Below are 25,104 nucleotides of genomic sequence, written 5' to 3' on the forward strand. Positions count from 1 at the left end.
ATGACACAGCAAGATGTTCAATTGTTTTCCTTAAGCCAGCCACAGCAACGTATTTGGTATACGGAGCTTTTGTATCCTCATCGGAACACTTCAACAATTATTGCTACTGTAAAGATCAGGGGAACTGTTCGCATAGATGTCTTGCAGCAAGCAATGAATCGGGTAATTGCCCAAAATGATTCTTTTCGTATCAAAATTACTGCTCAGGATGGGATTCCATATCAATATGTAGAGCCATTTACGGCAGAAAGTATAGAAACGATCCAAGTTACCCCGGAAGAAGCGAATGTATGGTTAAAGCGTCATAATCCACAGCCGTTCTCATTGTTGGATTCGCAGCTGTACCGATTTGTTATCTTGCAGCTCGGAACAGAAGAAACCTGGTTTAATTTTAAAATGCATCATATTATTTCAGACGGCGTGTCCATGAATCAGGCCATTAATGAAATCACAGGACATTATATGGATATTGTGCATGGTACAGGCCAAGATGCGCCGACCAAAGGCAATCCCTATCTGGATTTTATCCAGGTAGAGCAAAGTTATGAGCAATCAGACCGTTATCAAAAGGACAAAACGTACTGGACGGAAAAGTTTGCCGATTTGCCTGAGACTACAGGTTTGAAATCATATAACCCGCTGACACTGAGTACAGCTGCACGCCGGGAGAGCTTTATACTGGAACATGAGTTGTATCGTGGTGTTACGGCTTTTTGCGAAGAGCATAAAATTAGTATTTTCACGTTCTTCCTGGCGGCTCTGTATATTTATTTGCATAAAGTGACGGGGGAGCAGGACTTAACCGTGGGGACACTCTATGCCAACCGTACGTCTAAGAAGGAAAAGGATACCATCGGTATGTTCGTCAGCACCGTGGCTACGCGTCTGTTGGTCGAACCAGAATCCGAACTGCTGACCTTTCTGCAAGGTGTAGGGAAGGAGCAGGCGTCCATTTTGCGGCATCAGCGTTACCCGTACAACAAAATTATTCAGGATTTGCGTGAACAGCAAAGCAGCCTGGACATTCAGCGTCTGTTTGGTGCTTCCATTCAGTACCGCACCTTGAGTTTCTCCCGGTTTGATGAAGCGATTCAGCAGGTTGATAACGATTTCTGCGGAGATACGGTGAACGACTTCGATATTCACATGGTTGAAATGCTGGATGATGATAGACTCGTGCTGTATCTGGATTATCGTACCGAGCTGTTTAGTGAACAGGAAATTGCCCGAATTATTCGGCAATTTTTGAGTGTGGCGGAGCATATGGTGCAGGGCCCACACAAGCGGATACAGGAATTGTCGCTGATCAGTGAGGAAGAACGGGCGCAAATCGTCGACGTATTCAATGCTACAGCGGTGGAATATCCACACGAAGCAGGCATTCATGAGTTGTTTGAGGAACAGGCTGAACATGCACCGAATCAGACAGCAGTTGTGTTTGGAAATGCCCGTTTAACTTATGGCGAACTGAATGTAAAAGCAAATCAACTGGCTCACACGTTGCGCGGACACGGTGTTACCGCCGAGCAAACTGTAGGTATCGTTGCTGAGCGTTCCACGGATATGATCGTCGGCATGTTGGCGATTCTCAAAGCGGGCGGTGCATATGTACCCATTGACCCTGATTATCCGGCTGAACGTGTACGTTACCTGTTGGAAGATTCGGGAGCGAAGTTGTTGCTGGTGCAGCGTGCAGAACAGCAACCGGAGGAATACACCGGAATCGTGCTGGATCTAAGCGATGCTAAGGTGTACGCGGCAGAGGATGACCAAGGCTTGAATACCGTACATGGGGAGCAAAACGAGGCTTATCATGTGGATTATGCCGATTATACAAATCCGAAAAATGAGATTTTAAAGGAATCGTCCTCGTCTGTCGTAGACAGCACTGCTGGGACACAAGAACGGAAATTTGGAAACCGACTAGCTTATTTGATGTATACTTCGGGCACGACCGGACAGCCCAAAGGGGTTATGGTAGAACATCGCAATGTCGTGCGTTTGGTAAAGCATACAAACTATGCGCAACTGGGTGCTGACACGCGCATTTTGCAAACTGGCGCCGTTGTCTTTGACGCGTCCACCTTCGAAATTTGGGGTGCGCTATTGAATGGTGGACAGCTCGTGCTGGTGAGTCAGGATGTTATTTTGGACGCTCCCAAGCTCAAGGAAGCCGTGCGCAACCATGGTATCACGACAATGTGGCTGACTGCGCCGCTCTTTAACCAGCTATCTCAGCAGGACTTGGAGCTGTTCGAGGGGGTAGAAGAACTGCTGGTCGGTGGTGATGTGCTGTCCGTACCGCATATTAACCGGGTGCTGGAGGCTTATCCGTCTCTGCGGATTATTAACGGCTATGGTCCGACGGAAAATACAACTTTTTCTACAACTCATGCGATTGCTGGAGTGCAATCAGAAGCGGTGCCGATTGGGCGTCCGATCCACAACTCCACAGCGTATGTTGTAGATCGTTCCATGCAGCTTCAGCCTGTAGGGGCATGGGGTGAGCTAATCGTCGGCGGTGATGGGGTGGCACGTGGCTACCGGAACCGTCCTGATTTAACGGCTGAAAAATTCGTAGATAGTCCGTTCCGTAGCGGAGAGCGCTGCTACCGTACAGGCGATTTGGTTCGCTGGAATGAGGATGGAACGCTGGAATACAAAGGACGGATCGACGCACAGGTGAAAATCCGGGGCTATCGGATTGAGCTGGGCGAGGTGGAAGCGCAGCTCTTGAAGCTAGATGCGGTACAAGAAGCTGTCGTCATTGCACGTGAGGATGAGCAGGGACAGAAACAGCTCTGCGCATATGTAGTCACCCTTGTGGATATCGCGGCTAGTGAGTTGCGAAGCACCTTGAGCCAAGAATTGCCGGGTTATATGGTGCCGTCGTATTTTGTGCAGATGGAGCAATTGCCGTTAACACCAAATGGCAAAGTGGATCGTCGGGCGTTGCCGCAACCGGAGGGAAGCGTGGATTCCGGCGAGGATTATGTAGCAGCCCGTAATGAGGTAGAGCGGACATTGGTATCGGTATGGCAATCTGTACTGGGAATCGAACAGATTGGTGTTCTGGATAACTTTTTCCATTTGGGCGGCGACTCGATCAAGGCCATCCAAGTGTCTTCAAGACTGCTGCAAAATGGTTACAAGCTGGAAATGAGGGAGTTGTTCCAGTATCCGACGATTGCTGAGCTGAATGGACGGGTGCAGCGGGTGACCCGCGTTTCCGATCAAGGAGAAGTTAGTGGAACCGTGGCATTGACACCGATTCAACACTGGTTCATTGAACAGCAGCCATCCAATCCTGAGCACTATAACCAGGCTCTGATGCTGCATCGTGAGGATCGACTGGACGAAACGGCGCTTCGTCAGGCACTGCAAAGCATTGTCGAGCATCATGATGCTTTGCGCATCGTATTCCGCCAGAATGCAGACGGTGGGTATGAAGCATGGAACCGAGGCGTGCAAGAAGGAGAGCTGTATAGCCTCGAAGTGGTGGATTATACAAGGGAGTCTGACTTTGCTCATTTGCTGGAGAACAAAGCCAACGAAATCCAAAGCAGCATCCGTCTAGATGAAGGACCGCTGGTAAAGCTGGGTCTGTTCCGTTGCAACGATGGAGACCATTTGTTGGTAGCAATCCATCATTTTGTGGTTGACGGTGTGTCTTGGCGTATTTTGTTGGAGGATTTGGCAACCGGCTATGAACAGGCTTTACGGGGCGAGTCTGTCCGTTTGCCGAATAAAACGGATTCCTTCCGCCTTTGGGCTAATCAGCTGTCAGCTTATGCGAACAGCACAGCATTGGAGAAGGAGCGTGCGTATTGGGAGCAAATTGAGGAAGCAGGGAAAAGCCAGGCATCCTTGCCTAAGGATTACAATCGTAAATCTCAGGCCAAGCCACAGCTTCGCGATGATCGGACGCTGACCGTAGCGTGGACGGTAGAAGAAACAGAACAATTCTTGAAACAAGCTCATCGGGCCTACAATACGGAAGCAAACGACCTGCTGCTGACAGCTCTGGGCACTGCAATTCAGGAGTGGGCGAGCATCCGTCAGGTGCTTGTAAATCTGGAGGGTCATGGACGGGAAGCCATTTTGCCGGATATGGATATTACGCGCACAGTCGGTTGGTTTACCAGTCAATTCCCGGTTGTACTCAATATGGGCGAGGATCGGAATGTAGGACGGCGTGTCAAGAACGTCAAAGAAGGGCTGCGCCGTTTGCCGCATAAAGGGATTGGATACGGGATTTTGAGATATCTTGCTAGCGGTGAAGGAGAAGCAGCTTTTGTTGCCGAGCCAGAAATCAGCTTTAACTATCTCGGACAATTCGATCAGGATTTAAAGAATAATGCCTTCCGCATGTCTCCTTATTCCATCGGAGCTTCCATGAGTGACACGTTGACCAAGCGGTATGCTCTGGATATCAACGGCATGATCACGGACGGTGCACTGGAACTGACGATCAGCTACAGCAACAAAATGTTTATGAAAAAATCAATCAAAAAGCTGGCTGATCTGTTGCAGGAGGGCTTACGTGAGGTATTGGCTCACTGTGTGGGTAAAGAGTTGCCGGAGCTGACACCAAGCGACTTGTCCTTCCAAGGACTGACGGCTGGAGAGCTGGATCATATTGTAGAGCAGACGGCTAATGCGGGAGAACTGGAAAACATTTATTCGCTCACACCCATGCAAAAAGGCATTCTGTTCCACGGCTTAATGGAGCCGAAATCCGGGGCGTACTTTGAGCAGGCGACATTTGATCTGCAAGGCAGCTTTCAAGTGGAGGCTTTTGCCGAAAGCCTAAATCAGCTGGTGGATCGCCATCAAATATTCAGAACGAATTTTTATAGCGGATGGAATGAGCAGCCTTTACAGGTGGTGTACCGTCACAAGCACGCCGGGTTCCGTTTTGAAGATGTACGTTCGATGGAACAAGGTGAGCAGGACGCATACATTGCTGATTTTGCTGAACGCGACAAAGCCGAAGGCTTTCATTTCAGCTCAGGCGAGCTGATGCGGGTGTCTATTTTACGTACAGGCGAGGAGTCGTATCGTTTTGTGTGGAGCTTCCATCATATTTTGATGGACGGTTGGTGCTTGTTCCTTGTTGTAGGGGAAGCATTTAATACGTACTTTGCCATCCTCGAAGACCGCAAGCCGGAGCTCGCTCCGGTAACACCATACAGCGAATACATTGAATGGCTGGATCGGCAGGACAACGTGGAGGCTGAACGGTTCTGGAGTGATTATTTTGCTGGCTTTGAGCAGCAGACCGTATTACCGCAGGTAAAACAGCTGGACAGTCACGCTAAAGAATATGAAGCGGACAAGCTTTCGTTTACACTGGGCCACGAAGTGACGGAACGGATGAACAAGCTGGTTAAGCAGAAGCAAGTAACGGTCAATACCCTTCTGCAAGCAGCGTGGGGCGTTGTGCTGCAACGGTATAACAACAGTCGGGATGTTGTATTTGGCAGTGTCGTATCCGGCAGATCAGCGGATATTCCGGGCATCGATAAAATGATTGGTTTGTTCATTAATACGGTTCCTGTACGAGTTCACAGTGAGAAAGATATGACGTTTGCTGCGTTAATGAAGCAGATACAGGAGCAGGCACTGGCTTCCCGTGCCTATGAAACCTATCCGTTGTATGAAATTCAGGCCCTAACAGAGCAGAAACAGGACCTGGTGAACCATATTATGGTGTTTGAAAACTACCCGGTGGAACAGCGCATGGAGCAAATGGGCAGTCGTGGCACGAATGGCTTTACGATTGCAAATGCTTCCGTGTCGGAGCAAACGAACTATGATTTCAACATTACGGTTGTGCCGGGCGATGAAATTCATGTCCATTTGGAGTACAACGCGCAAGTATTGGAACGCACGGCTGTAGAGCAAATCCGCGAGCATTTGCTGCATATGATTGAAGAAGCGATTAACCGACCAGATGCGCTGGTAGATGAACTTGAGCTGGTGACTGCTGCGGAAAAAGCAAAAATCATCGATGGTTTTGGATCCGTGGGCGTAGCTGCATGGAGTGATGAAAAGCAATCAGAAGGGTTGTTCCACGTCTATGTGGAAGAACAAGCGCAGCTTGTGCCGGATCATGTGGCAGTGGTATACGAGGAGCGGCAGCTTACGTACCGCGAGCTGAACGAGCGTGGGAATCAACTTGCTCGTAGATTGCGGAATGAAGGCATTGGGCGTGAATCCATTGTTGGTATTTTGAGCGAGCGATCGGTGGACATGATGGTCGGCGTACTGGCGGTATGGAAGGCCGGCGGTGCATACGTGCCACTGGATGCAGATTATCCTTCAGAACGTATCCGCTTTATGCTCGAGGACAGCGGCGCTACGGTGCTGCTTACGCAAACAGGTTTGCAGGAACGCGCGCAAGCATGGCTGGAGGAGAGCCGACAGGTCTTGGCCGGTGGGCAGTCTGAGGGCGAGTTGGAAATAGCGGCTGGCGCTGAAACGATGGAAAGAGGCAGCCTGAGTGAAGGCGTAAGTTTTAAATTAGATTCGAGTTCTGACAACGAAGAAGCATCCGAACCGGCAACAGGGCTGCGTCTGCGTACTGTATTGGCGCTGGACGATGAGTCGTTGTACACCGGAGATGCCACGGATGTGGAACATATCAACGAGCCGCAGGATCTGGCATATGTGATCTACACGTCCGGTACAACGGGACGTCCGAAGGGTGTCATGATCGAGCATCACAGTTTGGTAAACACAGCTGTGGCATACCGACGGGATTACCGTTTGAACCAGTTCCCGGTACGGCTGCTGCAACTGGCAAGCTTCTCCTTCGACGTGTTCGTCGGCGATATCGCGCGGGCGCTCTATAACGGTGGCACGATGGTCATCTGCCCGAAAGACGACCGCATTGATCCAAGCCGTCTGTATGGCTGGATTCACGATTATCAGATTACGGTGTTCGAATCCACACCGGCTTTAATCGTACCGTTTATGCAGCATGTGCATGAACAGGGCCTTGACATGAGCAGTCTGGAACTGCTGATCACCAGCTCGGATAGCTGCAGCGTGACGGATTATCGGGTGCTGCAAGAACGGTTTGGCGCAGATATTCGCATTATGAACAGCTATGGCGTCACGGAAGCGGCGATTGACTCCAGCTTCTACGACGAAGAACTGTCAAAGCTGCCAAGTAGCGGCAGTGTGCCGATTGGTCAGGCATGGCTGAACGCACGCTTCTACATCGTGGACAGCCAGCTGAATCCGGTGCCGATCGGCGTACTGGGCGAGCTGTGCATTGGCGGTGCTGGAGTGGCACGTGGATACCTGAACCGCCCAGACCTGACGGCCGAGAAATTCGTGGCGAATCCGTATGTAGCCGGTGAACGATTGTACCGCACAGGTGACCTGGCGCGGTGGATGCCAGACGGCAATGTGGACTTTATCGGTCGGATGGACTACCAGGTCAAAATCCGGGGCTACCGGATTGAGCTGGGCGAGATTGAAACGGCGATCCAGCGGGTACCGGGTGTGCGTCAAGCCGTAGTCATCGACCGGACGGATGAGCGTGGACACAAGTACTTGTGCGGGTACATCACGGGAGAAGCTGAGCTGCGGATCGAGGAAGTACAAGCAGAACTGGAATCCGGGTTACCAGCGCACATGGTGCCAGCACGCTTGATGCGACTGGAGACGATTCCGCTGACCAGCAACGGCAAAATCGATCGCAAGGCCTTGCCGGAACCGGAGGGAAGCATCCATACGGGTGCAGCCTATGTGGCACCACGTACTACGGCAGAGCAAGTACTGGCTGCAGTGTGGGCCGGAGTACTCGGCGTGGAAGCGGTAGGCACGCAGGATAACTTCTTTGAACTGGGCGGCGATTCGATCAAAGCACTGCAAGTATCGTCCCGCTTGCTGCAAGCAGGCTATCGATTGAACATGAAGGATCTCTTCAGCAATCCGACGGTAGCGGCGCTCAGTCCTTTGCTTCGTACAGATGGTAAGATGGCCAGTCAGGAAGAAGCAGTAGGCAAGGTAGATCTGACACCCATTCAGCGATGGTTCTTCGAGCAGCAGCCTGCTGATCTGCACCACAGCAATCAGGCGATGATGCTGTACCGAGCTGGGCGCTTTGACGTCAACGCGCTACGCCGTACAATGGACCGTATTGTCCAGCATCATGACGCATTGCGCACGGTATTCCGTGAGACGGAGCAAGGCTATGCAGCTTGGAACCGCAGTGTAGAGGAAGGCGAGCTATACACGCTGGACATTGTAGATTTTAGTGGAGTTGAAGACGAATCCACCGCTGTAGAAGCTAAGGCGAGTGAAATTCAAGCGAGCATTCATTTGAGCGAGGGGCCGCTGGTGAAGCTCGGTCTGTTCCACTGCGCTGAGGGCGACCATTTGCTAATCGTCATTCATCATTTGGTTGTGGACGGTGTATCGTGGCGTATTTTGCTGGAGGATTTGGCATCCGGTTATGAGCAGGCTATTGCAGGCAAAACAGGCACAGCTATCCGACTACCGCATAAAACAGATTCGTTCCAGACTTGGGCCGAGCAGCTGTCGGCCTATGCGAATAGCGCGACGATGGAGCGGGAGCTTGCTTACTGGCAGCATATCGAACAAGCAGAAGCCAGTCTTGCGAAGCCTTTGCCAAAGGATTTTGCGAATGACAATGCACTGCTTGGGGACAGTGAGGTTGTGACGGTCCGCTGGACGAAGCAGGAAACCGAGCAGTTGCTCAAACAAGCTCATCGCGCATACAACACGGAAATGAATGACCTGCTGCTGGCTGCGCTCGGAAAAGCCGTATATGACTGGTCTGGTTCTGAACGGGTGCTGGTCAACCTGGAGGGCCATGGACGGGAAGCTATTGTACCGGATGTGGATATTACGCGGACAGTCGGTTGGTTTACGAGCCAGTTCCCGGTTGTACTGGATGGAAGTCTGGGACAAGGGGGGAATACGGCTCGTCTGATCAAACGGGTCAAGGAAGGGCTGCGTCATATTCCGCAGAAAGGCATCGGCTATGGTATTTTACGATACCTGTCGGATACGAATGTTCTGGAGAAAGCAGGCGTGCAGTTAAAGGCTCAGCCTGAGATCAGTTTTAACTATTTGGGACAATTCGATCAGGATTATAAAGGCAATGATCTGGAGCCTTCCTCCTATTCCATCGGTGTGCCTGTCAGCACGAATGCGGCTATGGATTTTGCACTGGATATCAATGGAGTCATCGAGGATGGAGAACTGATTTTCACGATTCGCTACGGTACAACGCAATTCCGTCATGAGACGATTGCACGACTTGGAGATTTACTGGCATCCGGCTTGCGTGAGGTGATTCATCATTGTGTCGCCCAAGAAAGAACGGTGTTGACCCCAAGTGATGTCCTGTTAAACCATGTAACGCTGGACGAGCTGGAGCAATTGGTGAAGGATACGCAAGATATGGGTGAGCTGGAAAATGTGTATGCTTTGACACCGATGCAAAAGGGCATGCTCTTCTTCAGTCTGATGGATGAAAATTCGGCAGCTTATTTTGAACAGGCAACCTTTGAGTTGAACGGTTGTTTTGATGTGGTTGCTTTCGGTAAAAGCTTTGACCTGCTCGTACAGCGTCATGAGGCATTACGGACGAACTTTATCAGTTCATGGAAGGATGAGCCTGTACAGGTCGTTTTCCGCAACCGTAGCGGAGAATTATATTATGAAGACTTGCGCGGACTAGAAAAAGAGGAACGAGAAGCTCGTGTTGAAGCTTTTGCCATCGAGGACAAAGCGAAAGGATTCAATCTCGCAGAGGATGCACTCATTCGTGTCTCCATTTTGCAAACGGGGGATGAAACGTATCACTTTGTTTGGAGCTTCCATCACATTTTGATGGATGGCTGGTGCTTGTCCTTTATGACACAGGAGGTATTTGGCAGCTATCTGACACTGCGCGCCGGTCATGAGCCAGCGCTGGAGCCTGTCACGCCGTTCAGTCGATTTATCGAATGGCTGGAACGTCAGGACCGTGAGGCAGCTTTGCAATATTGGCGTGGGTATCTGGCGGACTATGAGCAGCAAATTACGCTTCCTCAGCAAAAAACACAGCCTAAATCGATGCAAGCCGGGCTATATGTCGCTGAAGATCTGGAATGTGACTTCCAGCCAGAGCTGGTTGCTCAGATCGAACGGGTAGCGAAGCAAAATCAGGTCACGATCAATACGCTGATTCAGACTGTATGGGGCGTTCTGTTGCAAAAATATAACAACAGTACGGATATCGTGTTTGGCAGCGTTGTGTCCGGTCGTCCAGGGGATATTCCAGGTGTGGAGCACATGATCGGGCTATTTATTAATACAATTCCAGTGCGTGTGCAGTCTGAACCAGGTGAAAGTTTTGTCGAGCTGATGAGACGAACACAGCGGCAGGCGCTGGCTTCCAATGGTTATGATGCGTTCCCGCTGTATGAAATTCAAGCACTGACCGAGCAGAAGCAGGATTTGATCAATCATATTATGATATTTGAAAATTATCCGGTGGAGCAGCAGGTAGAGCAGCTGGGCAGTGAAGGACAGGAACCATTTACAATTTCGAATGTGGTGGCTACAGAGCAAACGAACTACGATCTAAACGTCGTCGTGATGCCAGGAGAAGGTATCAAGATTCGTTTTATGTATAACACGCTCAGCTTTGATCAAGCAGGTATTGAGCGCTTGTATGGACATTTTGCACGTTTGCTGGAGCAAATTTCGCTCAACCCGCATGTTCGGGTGGAAGAGCTGGAACTACTCACAGCAGCAGAAAAACAACAGATTACAGCGGCCTTTAATGACACCGCTTGTGCATTTCCGTCCCATCAGACGATTCATCAGCTGTTCGAGGATCAGGTGGAGTGTACGCCGGATCAGGTAGCATTGGTGTTTGGACATCAGCGTCTGACATATCGGGAGCTGAATGAACGGGCGAATTCATTGGCTCGAATGCTTCAAGCCCAGGGAGTAGGACCTGACAAACTGGTCGGTCTGATGGTGCAGCGTTCCGTGGAAATGATCGTAGGTCTGCTGGCTGTGCTAAAAGCAGGCGGTGCTTATGTGCCGATTGATCCCGAATTTCCATCCTCTCGTATTGCATACATGCTGGAAGACAGCGAGGCCGCAGTGCTTCTGACCCGTCGTGAACTGGCAGAAGAACACCATTGCCATGCCAATACCCTGTTTCTTGAGGATGCCGCATTGTATCAGGGAGAAAGTAGCAACCTGGAGACGATTGCCCGCCCAGAGCATTTGGCTTATGTCATCTATACGTCGGGTTCGACTGGAAATCCGAAAGGAGTTATGCTCCAGCATCGCTCGGTCCTCAACTTTATTACTGGGATGCGCGAAGTCATTGATTTTGAAGCGAGCCAAACCATGTTGTCACTGACGACCATTTCATTCGATATTTTCGTATTGGAAACCATTCTCCCCCTGTTGGGTGGAATGACGGTTGTGCTTGGCGACAGCCAGCATCAGGTGAATCCTCAGGCGCTGGGTGAGTTGATTACTCAACATTCGATTGAGATGTTGCAAATGACCCCATCCCGGTTACAAATGCTGTTGGGTCATGAAGCAGGCTCGCGCGTGCTGCAAAGCGTGAAGGCAATTATGGTTGGGGGCGAAGCTCTTCCGTCCAAGCTGCTCGCAGCACTGCAAGAGATAGACGGTCCCCGTATTTATAACATGTACGGACCTACAGAAACGACGGTGTGGTCGGCCGTGCAGGAACTGACCCATGCTCAGCATATTAATATTGGACGTCCTATTGCGAATACCCAAATCTATATCATGAATGCGAGTGGAGAATTGCAGCCCGTCGGTGTGCCGGGCGAGTTATGTATTGCCGGGGAAGGATTGGCCCGTGGGTATTGGAAACGTGAAGAACTGACGGCCGAGAAATTTGTGATTAATCCGTTTGCTGGGGGTAAGGCAGGCCATGAGCGGATGTACCATACAGGCGATTTGGCGAGATGGACGCCGGACGGCAACATTGAATATTTGGGGCGGATGGACCATCAGGTGAAAATTCGGGGCTACCGAATCGAACTGGGCGAGATCGAATCGCAGCTGTTGCAGGTGGAGTCGGTACAAGAAGCGGTCATCATGGCTCGTGGGGACGAAACGGGTCAAACACAGCTCGTGGCGTACTATGTGGCGAGTCAAGAACTGGGAGCCGGTGAGCTGAGACATGAGCTGGGACAAGAACTGCCAAGCTATATGATGCCGTCGTATTTCATCTGGTTGGAGCAGATGCCGCTGACACCGAACGGTAAAATCGACCGCAAGTCCCTGCCAGCACCGGAAGGCAATCTGCACAGCGGTGCGGATTATGTAGCGCCACGCACTGCACCGGAACGAGCGCTTGTAGCGGTCTGGCAGTCCGTCCTGGGTGTGCCAACCGTCGGTATGTTGGACAATTTCTTTGATCTGGGTGGCGATTCGATCAAGGCGATTCAAATCGTATCGCGTGCATTCCAGGCCGGCTACAAGCTGGACATGAAGGATTTGTTCCGCTATCCCATCGTCGCAACCCTGGCATCGCATATGCATGAGGCCAGTCGTAGGGCAGATCAGGGAGAAGTAAGCGGAGAAACGGCGTTGCTTCCGATCCAGCACGAGTTCTTTGCGCAGGAGCAAGTAGACGTGCATCACTTTAATCAGGCGGTGATGCTGCACCGGGAGCAGGGGTTCGACGAGTCGGCTCTGCGTCAGGCGCTTGGCAAACTAACAGAGCATCATGATGCTCTGCGGATGGTGTTCAGCAAGACAGAACAAGGCTATCAAGCATGGAATCGCGGAATACAGGAAGGTGAGCTGTATCATCTGGATGTGGTGGACTTTAGGGATATAACGGATGAAGCCATGCTCAGCGTGGCAATGGAGGCGAAAGCTACCGAAATTCAAAGCAGTATCCAACTGCAAGAAGGGCCGCTGTTTAAAGCAGGTTTGTTCCACTGTGTAGATGGCGATCATCTCCTGATGGCGATTCACCATTTGGTCGTGGACGGGGTATCCTGGCGTATCTTGTTTGAGGATTTGGCTACTGCCTATGAACAGGCCGTTCATCAGAAAGTACTTCAGCTGCCGGACAAAACGGATTCCTTCCGTTCCTGGTCACAAAAACTTTCCAAATATGCGAATAGCACAGCCATGGACAGTGAGCACGCCTACTGGGAGCAATGGAACGCAGTCGCTTTGTCTGACCAAGTACGATTGCCTGAGGATCAAGCGCAGGCTGACTCATTTACTTTGGCTGACACCGATACAGTGGTCTTCCAGCTTACGGAAGAAGAGACAGAGAGACTATTGAAGCAAGCGCACCGCGCGTACAACACGGAAGTGAACGATCTGTTGCTGACGGCTTTGGGCATGATGCTGTACACATGGACCGGCCATGAACGTAGCCTGATCAATCTGGAGGGACACGGACGTGAGAACATTTTACCGGATACGGATCTTTCTCGTACGGTAGGCTGGTTTACGAGTCCATATCCGGTATGGCTGGACATCGGTCGTGATCCAGCTTTGTCGGGACGCATCAAACAGGTCAAAGAGAGTCTGCGTGATATTCCGAATCAAGGAATGGGCTACGGAATTTGGAGATATTTGAGTGAATCTGGCCAAGCCATGGGTCAGCAAGCAGATGCACTGAATCTTGCTCAACATCAAGCTTTTGCTGAGCCGCAAGTGAGCTTTAACTATCTCGGACAGTTTGATCAGGACTTGCAAAACAACGATCTGCGTAGGTCTCCTTATTCGATGGGATCGGTCGTTAGTGACCGGACGAAGATGAAATTTGCGCTCGATGTGAGCGGAATCGTAACGAACGGCATCCTGGAACTGGACATTCGGTATAACAGCAAAGCCTTCCGTAAAGATACGGTCCAAATGTTAGCCAACCTGTTGAAATCCAATCTGCTTGAAGTTATCGAGCATTGTGTTACACGAGATCGGATCGAATTAACTCCAAGTGATGTACTGTTCAAAGGTCTGACCCTGGAGCAATTAGATACGATTAAGGAGCAGACCCAGACGGTTGGGGAATTGGAAAATGTGTACCCGTTAACTCCCATGCAAAAGGGTATGCTGTTCCACAGTCTAATGAATGCAGAAACAGGCGTGTATTTTGAGCAGGCGACCTTTGATCTGGAGGGCCACTTGGAGCCTTCCCTATTCGAGGAAAGCTTGAATCTGCTGGTGAGCCGGCATGCTATATTACGGACGAATTTCTACAGCGGCTGGCATGGACAACCCTTGCAAATCGTCTATCGTCATAAAAGTCCGATCTTCCATTATCAGGATGTCAGAGGGCGTGAACATGCTGTAGCTGAGTTTGTGGTTCAAGATAAAGCTCGAGGCTTTGATCTAAGCAAGGATGCGCTTATGCGAGTATCCGTCTTCCGCACGGGTGAAAGCTCATACCGTTTTGTATGGAGCTTCCATCATATTGTGATGGACGGCTGGTGCCTGTCCCTGATGACGGACGAAGTGTTTGGTGCCTATGCTGCCTTGCTGGAGAATAAGCAGCCAGAGCTCGCACCTGTCAAGCCGTATAGTGACTATATCGAATGGTTGGAACATCAAGATGCACAGGAAGCGACCCGTTATTGGAGTGACTATTTGGCAGGTTTTGAGCAGCGAACCTTGTTGCCTGGTGAGAATACGCATGTTTCTGTGGCAGAACGAGATGACGACACAAACAGAAGCGGTCAAAGTTCAAATTCTGGCTATGTTTTGGAAAAACTGCCATTTATGTTGGGTAAAGAACGGAGTGCCGCATTAAACCAAATGGCCAAGCAACAACATGTCACGATTAACACCTTGCTGCAAAGTGTGTGGGGCGTTATTTTACAGCAATACAATAATAATCAGGATGTTGTGTTTGGTGGTGTGGTATCCGGTCGTCCGGCAGACATTCCAGGTGTGGAGAACATGATTGGATTGTTTATCAATACCATACCGGTTCGGATTCAAAGTGAACGGAATGCTACATTTGCTGAAGTATTGCAGCGCACACAGGAACAGGCTTTGACCTCCAGTGTCTATGATACGTTTCCGCTCTACGATATTCAGGCACGGACTGAACAAAAACAAGACCTGATTCATCACATCATGGTCTTTGAAAACTACCCGATTGGGCAGCAGATGAAGCAGATGGGCGGTTCCGGCGAGACAAAGGCACAAACAGGCTTCTCGATTGCCAATGTGGCACTTGCCGAGCAAACCAACTACGATTTCAACCTGATTGTCGTGCCTGACGAGGATATCTCTATCCTGCTTGAATACAATGCTCTGGTGTATAACCGGTCTGCAATGGAGCGTATCCAGGGTCATATCGACCACGTCATCGGACAAATCGTAGACAACCCAAATATCCGTGTGAATGAGCTGGCATTGGTGACCCCGCAAGAACAGGCACAGATCGTTCAGGTCTGGGGCGATACGGCGGCAGCCTATCCGCAGGATCAAACGCTAAGCAGTCTGTTTGAGCAGCAGGCAGCGAACACGCCGGAGCAAGTGGCGGTGTTGTACGGAGCGGAATCGTTGACCTACGCTGAGCTGAATGAGCGCGCGAACCGTTTGGCTCGGACGCTGCGTGCGGAAGGTGTTGAACCGGATCAACCAGTCGGCATTCTGGTCCACCGCTCGCTGGACATGATCGTAGGCATCTACGCGATCCTCAAAGCAGGCGGAGCCTACGTGCCGATTGATCCAGAATATCCAGCCGACCGCATCCGCTTTATGCTGGAGGACTCGGGCGCGAAGCTGGTGCTGACGCAAGCGCATCTGGCGGAGCAAGCCTCACTGAGTTTCGACGGCCAGGTGCTGGTGCTGGATCGTCAGGAGCAGGATGGCCAAGACATTTACCACAAAGACGGTTCGAATTTGGAGCCACTGGCCGGGCCGCATCATGTAGCCTATGTCATCTATACCTCCGGCTCCACAGGAAAACCGAAGGGCGTGATGGTGGAGCATCATTCCGTGCTGAACCGGATTTTGTGGATGCATGATCGATACGGCTTGAGTGCGGAAGATACGATCTTGCAAAAGACGGCCTTCACCTTCGACGTGTCGGTGTGGGAGCTGTTCTGGTGGTCGCTGGTGGGCTCGAAGGTAAGCTTGCTGTCCGTGGGCGGGGAAAAGAACCCGGAAGACATCGTCGACACGATTGCCCGCGATGGCGTAACCACGATGCACTTTGTACCCGCTATGCTGCATGCGTTTCTGGAGTACGTGGAGCAGCAGCCACGGGAAGTGATGCAAGCGAAACTGGCAACGCTGCGCCATGTCTTTGCCAGTGGTGAAGCTTTACCGCCACAGCATGTGGCCCGGTTCCAACAGCTTGTATCGAGCCTTGCGGGAGCGAAGCTGATCAACCTGTACGGCCCAACCGAAGCGACGGTGGACGTATCGTACTTTGATTGCGAGCCGGATGGGGAATATACAGTCATTCCCATCGGGAAACCGATTCAAAACATTCGTCTGTACATCGTGAAGGAAGGCACGGAGCAATTGCAGCCGATCGGGGTTGCAGGGGAGCTGTGCATCGGTGGTGTCGGTGTGGCACGAGGTTATCTGAACCGTCCGGAGTTGACGACCGAGAAATTTGTAACTGATCCGTTTTCGGGTGGTGAAGCAGGCTATGAACGGATGTATCGCACCGGCGATTTGGCGAGATGGATGCCGGACGGCAACATTGAATATCTGGGCCGGATCGACCATCAGGTGAAAATCCGGGGCTACCGGATTGAGCTGGGCGAGGTGGAATCGCAGCTGCTCCAAGTGGAATCGGTACGCGAAGCCGTCGTCATGGCTCGTGCGGCTGAAACGGGCCAAAAACAAATGGTGGCGTACTATGTCGCTGGGCAAGAGATCGGTGCCAGCGAGCTGAGAAGTGAGCTAGGCCGGGAGCTGCCAAGCTACATGGTGCCATCGTACTTTGTACAGCTGGAGCAGATGCCGCTGAGTCCAAATGGCAAAATTGACCGCAAGGCCCTGCCAGCACCGGAAGGCAGCCTGCAAACTGGAGCTGATTATGCAGAGCCGCGTACGGCGCAAGAACGCGCACTGGTAGCGGTCTGGCAGTCGGTACTGGGGCTGCAGACAGTCGGTATTTTGGACAATTTCTTTGATCTAGGCGGCGATTCCATCAAGGCCATCCAAATCGCATCGCGTGCGTTCCAGGCCGGCTATAAGCTGGACATGAAGGATTTGTTCCAGTATCCAACGGTTGCAACACTGGCACCGCATATGCATGAGGTCAGCCGTATGGCAGATCAAGGAGAAGTAAGCGGGAAAACCGCGTTGCTTCCGATCCAGCAGTGGTTCTTTGCGCAGGAGCGCGAGCGTCCGCAGCATTTTAATCAAGCGGTCATGCTCTATCGTGCCGAGGGCTTTGATGAGACGGCGATTCGCCAAGTCATGGATCACATCGTGAAGCATCATGATGCGCTGCGTACGGTATTCCGTCAGACTTCATCCGGTTACGAGGCTTGGACACGCGGTGTAGATGAAGGCGCGTTGTATACGCTGGAAACCGCAGACTACCGTGAACAAGTAGTCTATGCGGAAGCGCTGGAAGCGAAGGTAAATGAAATTCAAAGCAGCATTCACCTGTCCGAAGGACCGCTGGTGAAGCTGGGAGTGTTCCACACAGCCGAGGGCGATCATTTGCTCATAGCTATTCACCACTTGGTGGTGGACGGAGTGTCGTGGCGGATTCTGTTTGAGGATTTCTCTACTGGCTACGAGCAAGCGATCAAAGGCGAGCCTGTACGATTGCCCTATAAAACGGATTCCTTCCAAGCATGGGCACGGGAGTTGTCGTCTTACGCCAACCGCCCTGAGGCTGCCTCGGATGAAGTTTATTGGAAGCAGCTGGAACAGGCCAAAGCCGAAGCGGCGCCGCTGCCTAAGGATTTTGCCTATGAGGGCTCTTTGAATGCAGACAGCGAAGTGCTGACGGTAGAGTGGACCGAAGCTGAAACGCAGCAGCTGTTAAAGCAGGTCCATCGCGCCTACAACACCGAGGTCAATGATTTGCTGCTGACCGCGCTGGGACTGGCGGTGCACAATTGGACAGGCGCCGGACAGGTACTGGTGAACCTGGAGGGCCATGGCCGGGAAGCGATCCTGCAAGAGATGGATATTACACGTACCGTAGGTTGGTTTACGAGCTTGTATCCAGTGCTGCTGGAGACCGGCAAGGAAATGACACTGGCTCAGCGGATTAAAGAAACGAAGGAAGGTCTGCGCCGGATTCCACATAAAGGGCTGACCTATGGAACTTGGCGCTACTTATCTCCTGCGTCTGCATCGGATGAAGCGCATACGATTGCAGCAGAACCGGAAATCAGCTTTAACTATTTGGGTCAGGTCGATCAGGATCTACAAAACAGTGGAATCACATTGTCATCCTATAGTGCAGGGGAGACAGAGGATGCACATTCACCGCTGCAATATACGCTGGATTTAAACGCGATGATCTCGGAAGGCACGCTGCGCTTGACGATTGCTTACAGCCGCAAGCAGTATCGCAAAGAAACGCTGGAACGTGTGGCAGGACTGCTGCAATCCGCTTTGCAAGAGGTGATTACGCATTGCGTCGCTCAAAAGCAGCCTCAGCTGACTCCAAGTGATGTGTCCTTTAAAGGTTTGACGACTGGAGAGCTGGAACAGATCGCGGAACAGGCAACACGTATCGGTGAGCTGGAAAATGTATACGCACTGACGCCGATGCAAAAGGGGATGCTCTTTTACAATCTGATGGATTCGCAATCGGGAGCATATTTTGAACAGGCCTCCTTTGATCTGCGAGGACATTTTAATATCGCTGCATTTGCGGCCAGTTTGGATGTTTTAATGCAGCGGCATATGGTACTGCGCACGAACTTCTACAGCGGCTGGCAGGATGAACCGCTTCAGGTTGTGTACCGCAATAAGCGCAGTGAACTGTATGTGGAAGATTTGCGGGATATGAAGGACGAGCAGCAAAACGAATACATGCTCGAATTTACGCGTAAAGACAAGCAAAGAGGCTTTGACCTAGCACAAGACGTTTTAATGCGTGTCACTGTGTTGCGCACAGGTGAGGAGACGTACCGTTTTGTATGGAGTTTCCATCATATCGTGATGGATGGCTGGTGCTTGTCGCTGGTGACAAACGAAGTGTTTGCGAGCTATTTTGCGATCCTGGCCCATAAACAACCGGAACTGGCCCCTGTAACGCCGTACAGTCAATATATCGAATGGCTGGAGCAGCAGGATCGTCAGGCCGCATCAAGCTACTGGAGCAAGGCTCTGGAAGGATACGAGGAGCAGTCTCGTTTGCCACAGGCTAAAATTCAGGGCAAAACGGGGTATCAGTCGGAGCGTTTAGATTTTGATTTGGGCGCGGATCTCACAGCTGGTATTCAGCGCATAGCCAAGCGTTATCAGGTGACGATCAATACGTTGATGCAGACCGTTTGGGGCCTTTTGCTGCAAAAATATAATGGTACCGATGATGTCGTGTTTGGCAGCGTGGTATCTGGACGTCCGGCAGACATTCCGAATGTGGAGCACATCATTGGTCTGTTTATCAATACCATTCCGGTGCGTATCCGTAGTCAAGTGGGTAGTCTATTCTCCGATGTGATGAAGCAAACCCAAGAGCAATCGATTGCTTCCCATGCCTATGATACGTATCCGTTGTATGAAATTCAGGGACTGTCGGAGCTTAAGCAGGATTTGATCAACCATATTCTTATTTTTGAGAACTATCCGGTCGAGGAACAAATCGAGCAATTAGGTAGCGGTGAGGCGTCCAGCTTCACGATCACCGGAGCCGAGTCCGTCGAGCAGACCAACTATGACTTTAACCTGGTGGTGCTGCCGGGGAACACCATTCACATGAGTTTTGGCTATAATGCTCTGGCCTTTGAACGGGAAAGTGTAGAACAAATTCGAGGTCATCTGGTGCAATTGCTGGAGCAGGTAACTGCGAATCCGAACATCCGTGTACATGAACTGGATATGATAACCGCGCAGGAGCGTGAGCAAATCGTTAAGGTTTGGGGGAATACAGCAGCAACCTATGCAAGCGAGCAAACGATCCATGGCTTGTTCGAGACGCAAACGGCGCAGACACCGGAGCAGACAGCCTTGTTCTTTGAAGGAGAAACGCTGACTTATCGCGAGCTGAATGAACGCGCCAATCGCCTGGCTCGTACCTTGCGCAGTCAAGGCGTGACGAAAGATCGTTTGGTGGGTCTGATGACCGAGCGGTCGGTGGATATGATCGTGGGCATCTTCGGGATTTTAAAAGCCGGAGGCGCATATGCCCCCATCGATCCAACCTACCCGGAAGAGCGTATCCGCTATATGCTGGACGACTCGGGTGCGAAGCTACTGTTGACACAAAGTCATCTGGTGGACAAAGCAGTTATCGATGGCCAAGTGCTGGTGCTGGATGGAACGCAAACGGTGTATCACGAGGATGGTTCCAACCTGGAGCCGTGGTCCGGTCCAAATGATTTGGCGTATGTGATTTATACATCGGGTACAACAGGGCAGCCGAAGGGCGTTATGCTGGAGCATCACGGGCTGTGCAATCTGAAAACATATTTTGATCAGACGCTTCGAATCCGCACGTCGGATCATGCGTTGCTGTTCGCTAGCTATTCGTTTGATGCGGCTTGCTGGGAAATCTTCCAAGCGCTGTTCTGCGGAGCCACGTTATATGTGCCAACGACAGAGACGATTTTGAACTACGAGCGGTTTGAGCAATATATGGCGAATCACCGGATTACGGTGGCCGCTTTGCCGCCGACCTATGCGGTGTATCTGGAGCCAGAGCGGATGCCACACCTGCGTATTCTGTTCACTGCGGGTTCAGCATCTTCCACCGAACTGGTATACAAGTGGAAGGATCAAGTGGCGTACTACAACGGCTACGGTCCAACTGAAAACTCAGTTGCAACGTCCATCTGGCCGGTGTCCGAGGATGCAAGGGCTGGACAACTCATTTCCATTGGACGTCCTGTGCCGAATCATCGGGTATACATGGTGGATGGGCATGGACATTTGGCTCCGGTAGGCGTAGCAGGTGAGCTGTGCGTGTCTGGTCCAGGTCTGGCGCGTGGATATCTGGATCGTCCAGAGCTGACGGCGGAGAAATTTGTAGCGAACCCGTTTGCGGTTGGTGAAGCAGGCTATGAACGAATGTACCGTACGGGTGACTTGGCGAGATGGATGCCAGACGGCAACATCGAATATTTGGGCCGGATTGACCATCAGGTGAAAATCCGGGGCTACCGGATCGAGCTGGGTGAGGTCGAGGCACAAATCTTGAAAGTGGAAGACGTGCAAGAGGTCATCGTACTGGCCCAAGCGGACGAACAGGGGCAAAACCAACTGGTGGCGTACTATGTCGCTGAAAGAGACGTAAGCGCTGGGGAGCTGCGTAGCTTACTGGGTGAGGATCTGCCCAACTATATGGTGCCTTCGTATTTCATCCAGCTGGAGCAGATGCCACTGACACCGAACGGTAAAATCGACCGCAAGGCACTGCCAGCACCGGAGGGCAGCTTGCAAAGCGGAGCGGATTATGTAGAGCCGCGCACAGCACTGGAGCAGACGTTAGTGTCCATTTGGCAGTCTGTATTAGGAGCAAAGAGAGTCGGCATTTTGGATAATTTCTTTGATCTGGGCGGCGATTCGATCAAAGCGATCCAGGTATCGTCCCGCTTGCTGCAAGCGGGCTACAAGCTGGAGATGAAGGATTTGTTCCAATATCCGTCCATTTCACTGCTGAGCAGTCATGTACACAAAGTTAGCCGCACAGCCGATCAGCGGGTGGTCTCGGGAGCAGTTAAATTGACCCCAATACAGCAATGGTTCTTTGGACAATCCTCAGCAGAGCCACATTATTTCAACCAATCGGTGATGCTGTATAGAGCACAAGGATTCGATGAAGCCGCATTGCATCAAACGGTGACCCAGGTGACGGAGCATCATGATGCATTGCGTATGGTCTTCCGTCAGACCGAACAGGGCTATGAAGCGTGGAATCGCGGTGTGAACGAAGGCGAGCTGTACAGTCTGGACGTTGTTGATTTGACAGGCGTCGAAGACACGGCAGAGGTGGCGATGGCGATTGAAACGAAAGCCAATGCCATCCAAAGCTCTATTCGTCTAGATGAAGGACCGCTGGTGAAGCTGGGACTTTTCCGCTGCATGGATGGAGATCATTTACTGATTGCGATCCACCATTTGGTCGTAGACGGGATTTCATGGCGGATTGTGTTTGAGGATTTTGCCACGGGGTATGAGCAGGCCGTGCGGGGAGAAGCGATTCGCTTGCCATATAAAACGGACTCTTTCTCTGCTTGGGCAGAGCAGTTGTCTCAATATGCGAACAGTCCGGCGATCGACAACGAACGCGAATATTGGCAGCATCTTGCCCAAATGGAGGTTGCATCGTTGCCTAAGGATCAAGAGAGAGCGGAGGTACAACATTCTCTAATCAGAGACACTGCGACGGTGAGCGTAGCTTGGAGCGAACAGGAAACCCGGCTACTGCTTCAGGAATCGCATCGTGCGTACAACACCGAGGTCAATGATCTGCTGTTAACTGCACTCGGCACCGCGTTATATAACTGGAGCGGTCAGGAGCGCGTATTGGTCAATCTGGAGGGCCATGGCCGGGAAGCCATTGTTCCAGATATCGACATCACACGTACCGTGGGCTGGTTTACGAGTCAGTATCCAGTACTGCTTGATGTGGATGGGAAGGCAGAAGTAGGGCAGCGAATCAAGCGGGTGAAGGAAGACCTGCGCCATGTACCGCATAAGGGCATTGGCTACGGCATTTTGAAATATATGTCTCAGCATGATGTCCATCCTTCCTTGACCTTGCAGCCTGAAATTAGCTTTAACTATTTGGGACAGTTTGATCAGGACTTGGAAAATGGGGATATTACGCTATCTTCGCATCCAGGTGGAGAGCCGATGAGTGATCATACCGTTCTGGAGCAGCCGCTGAATGTGAACGGCATGATTACAGCAGGCGGGCTGACACTGGACATTCGCTATGACAGTAAGGTATATCAACAGCAAAATGTAGAGAACTTTGCGCAGTTGCTGCAGGAAAGCTTGCAGGAAGTGATCGCGCATTGTGCCTCCCAAGAGCGGAGCGAACTAACCCCAAGCGATGTCTTGTTCAAAGGCTTGTCGTTGGAACAACTGGAGCAATTGACGGAGCAAACGGCTTCTGTGGGCGAACTGGAAAATGTGTATGCTCTTTCGCCGATGCAGAAGGGGATGCTGTTCCATAGTCTGATGGAGCCGGACTCAGGTGCATACTTCCAGCAAGCGTCGTTTGATCAAAAAGGCAGCTTTGATGTTGAAATTTTCCGCAAGAGTCTAGATGTACTGACACAGCGTCATGAAGCACTGCGGACGAATTTCCATCGATTTGAAACAGGACATGGTCCGGAGCCATTGCAAATCGTGTTCCGTCACAAAGATAGCGATCTGTCCTTCAAGGATATACGCGAAATGCAGGAAGCGGAGCAACAGGCGTATATCCAGGCGTTTAAGCAGGAAGACCAAGCTAGAGGTTTTAATCTGGGTACGGATGCACTTATGCGCGTACAGGTATTGCAGACCGATGAAGAAACGTATCACTTGGTCTGGAGCTTCCATCACATTGTCATGGATGGCTGGTGCTTATCGCTTGTTACAGGCGAAGTGTTTGGTACGTACTTTGCGCTGCTGGAGCAGAAGCAGCCGGAGCTTGCTCCTGTTACATCATATGGTCAATATATTGAATGGCTGGAGCGTCAGGATGAACGTGCGGCAAAAGAGTATTGGAGCAGCTATTTGGCGGGCTTTGAACAGCAGACGTTGTTACCTGGATCGGATACCGCATCAAAAGACCAAGTGGCGGACAGCAGGGATCATACTGTATCCACTACAGCAAGTGAAACCAGCGAATATATTTCTGAAAAAATAACGGTAGATCTGGATTCAACGCGGAGCGAAGCCATGTACCGGATTGCAAAGCAGCAGCAGGTCACGATTAATACACTGATGCAGAGCGTGTGGGGCCTTATTTTGCAGAAATATAACAACAATGAGGATGTTGTATTCGGCAGTGTCGTATCTGGACGTCCGACGGATATTGCGGGTGTAGAGCATATGATCGGTCTGTTCATTAATACGATCCCAGTGCGGATTCAAAGTGAACAGAATGCCACGTTTGTGGACATCATGCGCAAAACGCAGGAGCAGGCACTGGCCTCAGGAGCCTATGACAGCTTCCCGCTGTATGAAATTCAGGCATTGACCGAGCAGAAGCAGCATCTGATTAACCACATTATGGTATTTGAGAATTATCCGGTAGAGGAGCAAGTCGAGCAGCTTGGGGAAGTTCGTCCATCCGCTTTTGAAATTACGAATGTGGAGGTTGTCGAGCAAACAAACTATGATCTGGACTTGATTGTGATGCCCGATGAAACCTTCCGCATTATGTTCAGATATAACGCCAATGTATACGATCGGTCTACGATCGAGCGGATGCAGGGACATGTACTGCATGTCATCGAGCAAATCGTGAATAATCCGCATATCCGTGTGAATGAGCTGGAATTGGTGACACCGGAAGAGCAGGCGCAGATCGTTCAGGTCTGGGGGGATACGGCGGCAGCTTATCCGCAGGATCAAACGCTAAGCGCACTGTTCGAGCAGCAGGCAGCGAATACACCGGATCAGGCAGCAGTGTTGTGCGGATCGGAATCGTTGACCTACGCGGAGTTGAATGAGCGCGCGAACCGACTCGCACGCACTTTGCGTGCGGAAGGCGTCGAGCCGGATCAGCCTGTAGGCATACTGGCTCACCGTTCTCTGGACATGATCGTAGGTATTTATGCGATCCTCAAAGCAGGCGGAGCCTACGTGCCAATTGATCCAGAATATCCGGCCGACCGCATCCGCTTCATGCTGGAGGATTCGGGAGCGAAGCTGGTGCTGACGCAATCGCATCTGGCGGAGCAAGCATCCTTGAGCTTCGACGGCCAGGTGCTGGTGCTGGATCGTCATGAG

Annotated in this window: 1 protein-coding gene (only partly in view); it reads left to right on the forward strand. The window is 51.3% G+C overall.

Annotated elements, in window-relative coordinates; all coding sequences use genetic code 11:
• Nucleotides 1-25,104 carry the 5' portion of a non-ribosomal peptide synthase/polyketide synthase gene (locus tag MLD56_RS11410; protein WP_241113505.1) on the forward strand. It continues 17,166 nt past the right edge of the window, so 25,104 of the gene's 42,270 nt are visible here — the first part of the coding sequence; the start codon lies at nucleotides 1-3; its stop codon lies off the right edge, out of view.

Origin of the sequence: Paenibacillus peoriae (genome assembly GCF_022531965.1) — a bacterium.
Lineage (GTDB): Bacteria > Bacillota > Bacilli > Paenibacillales > Paenibacillaceae > Paenibacillus > Paenibacillus polymyxa_D.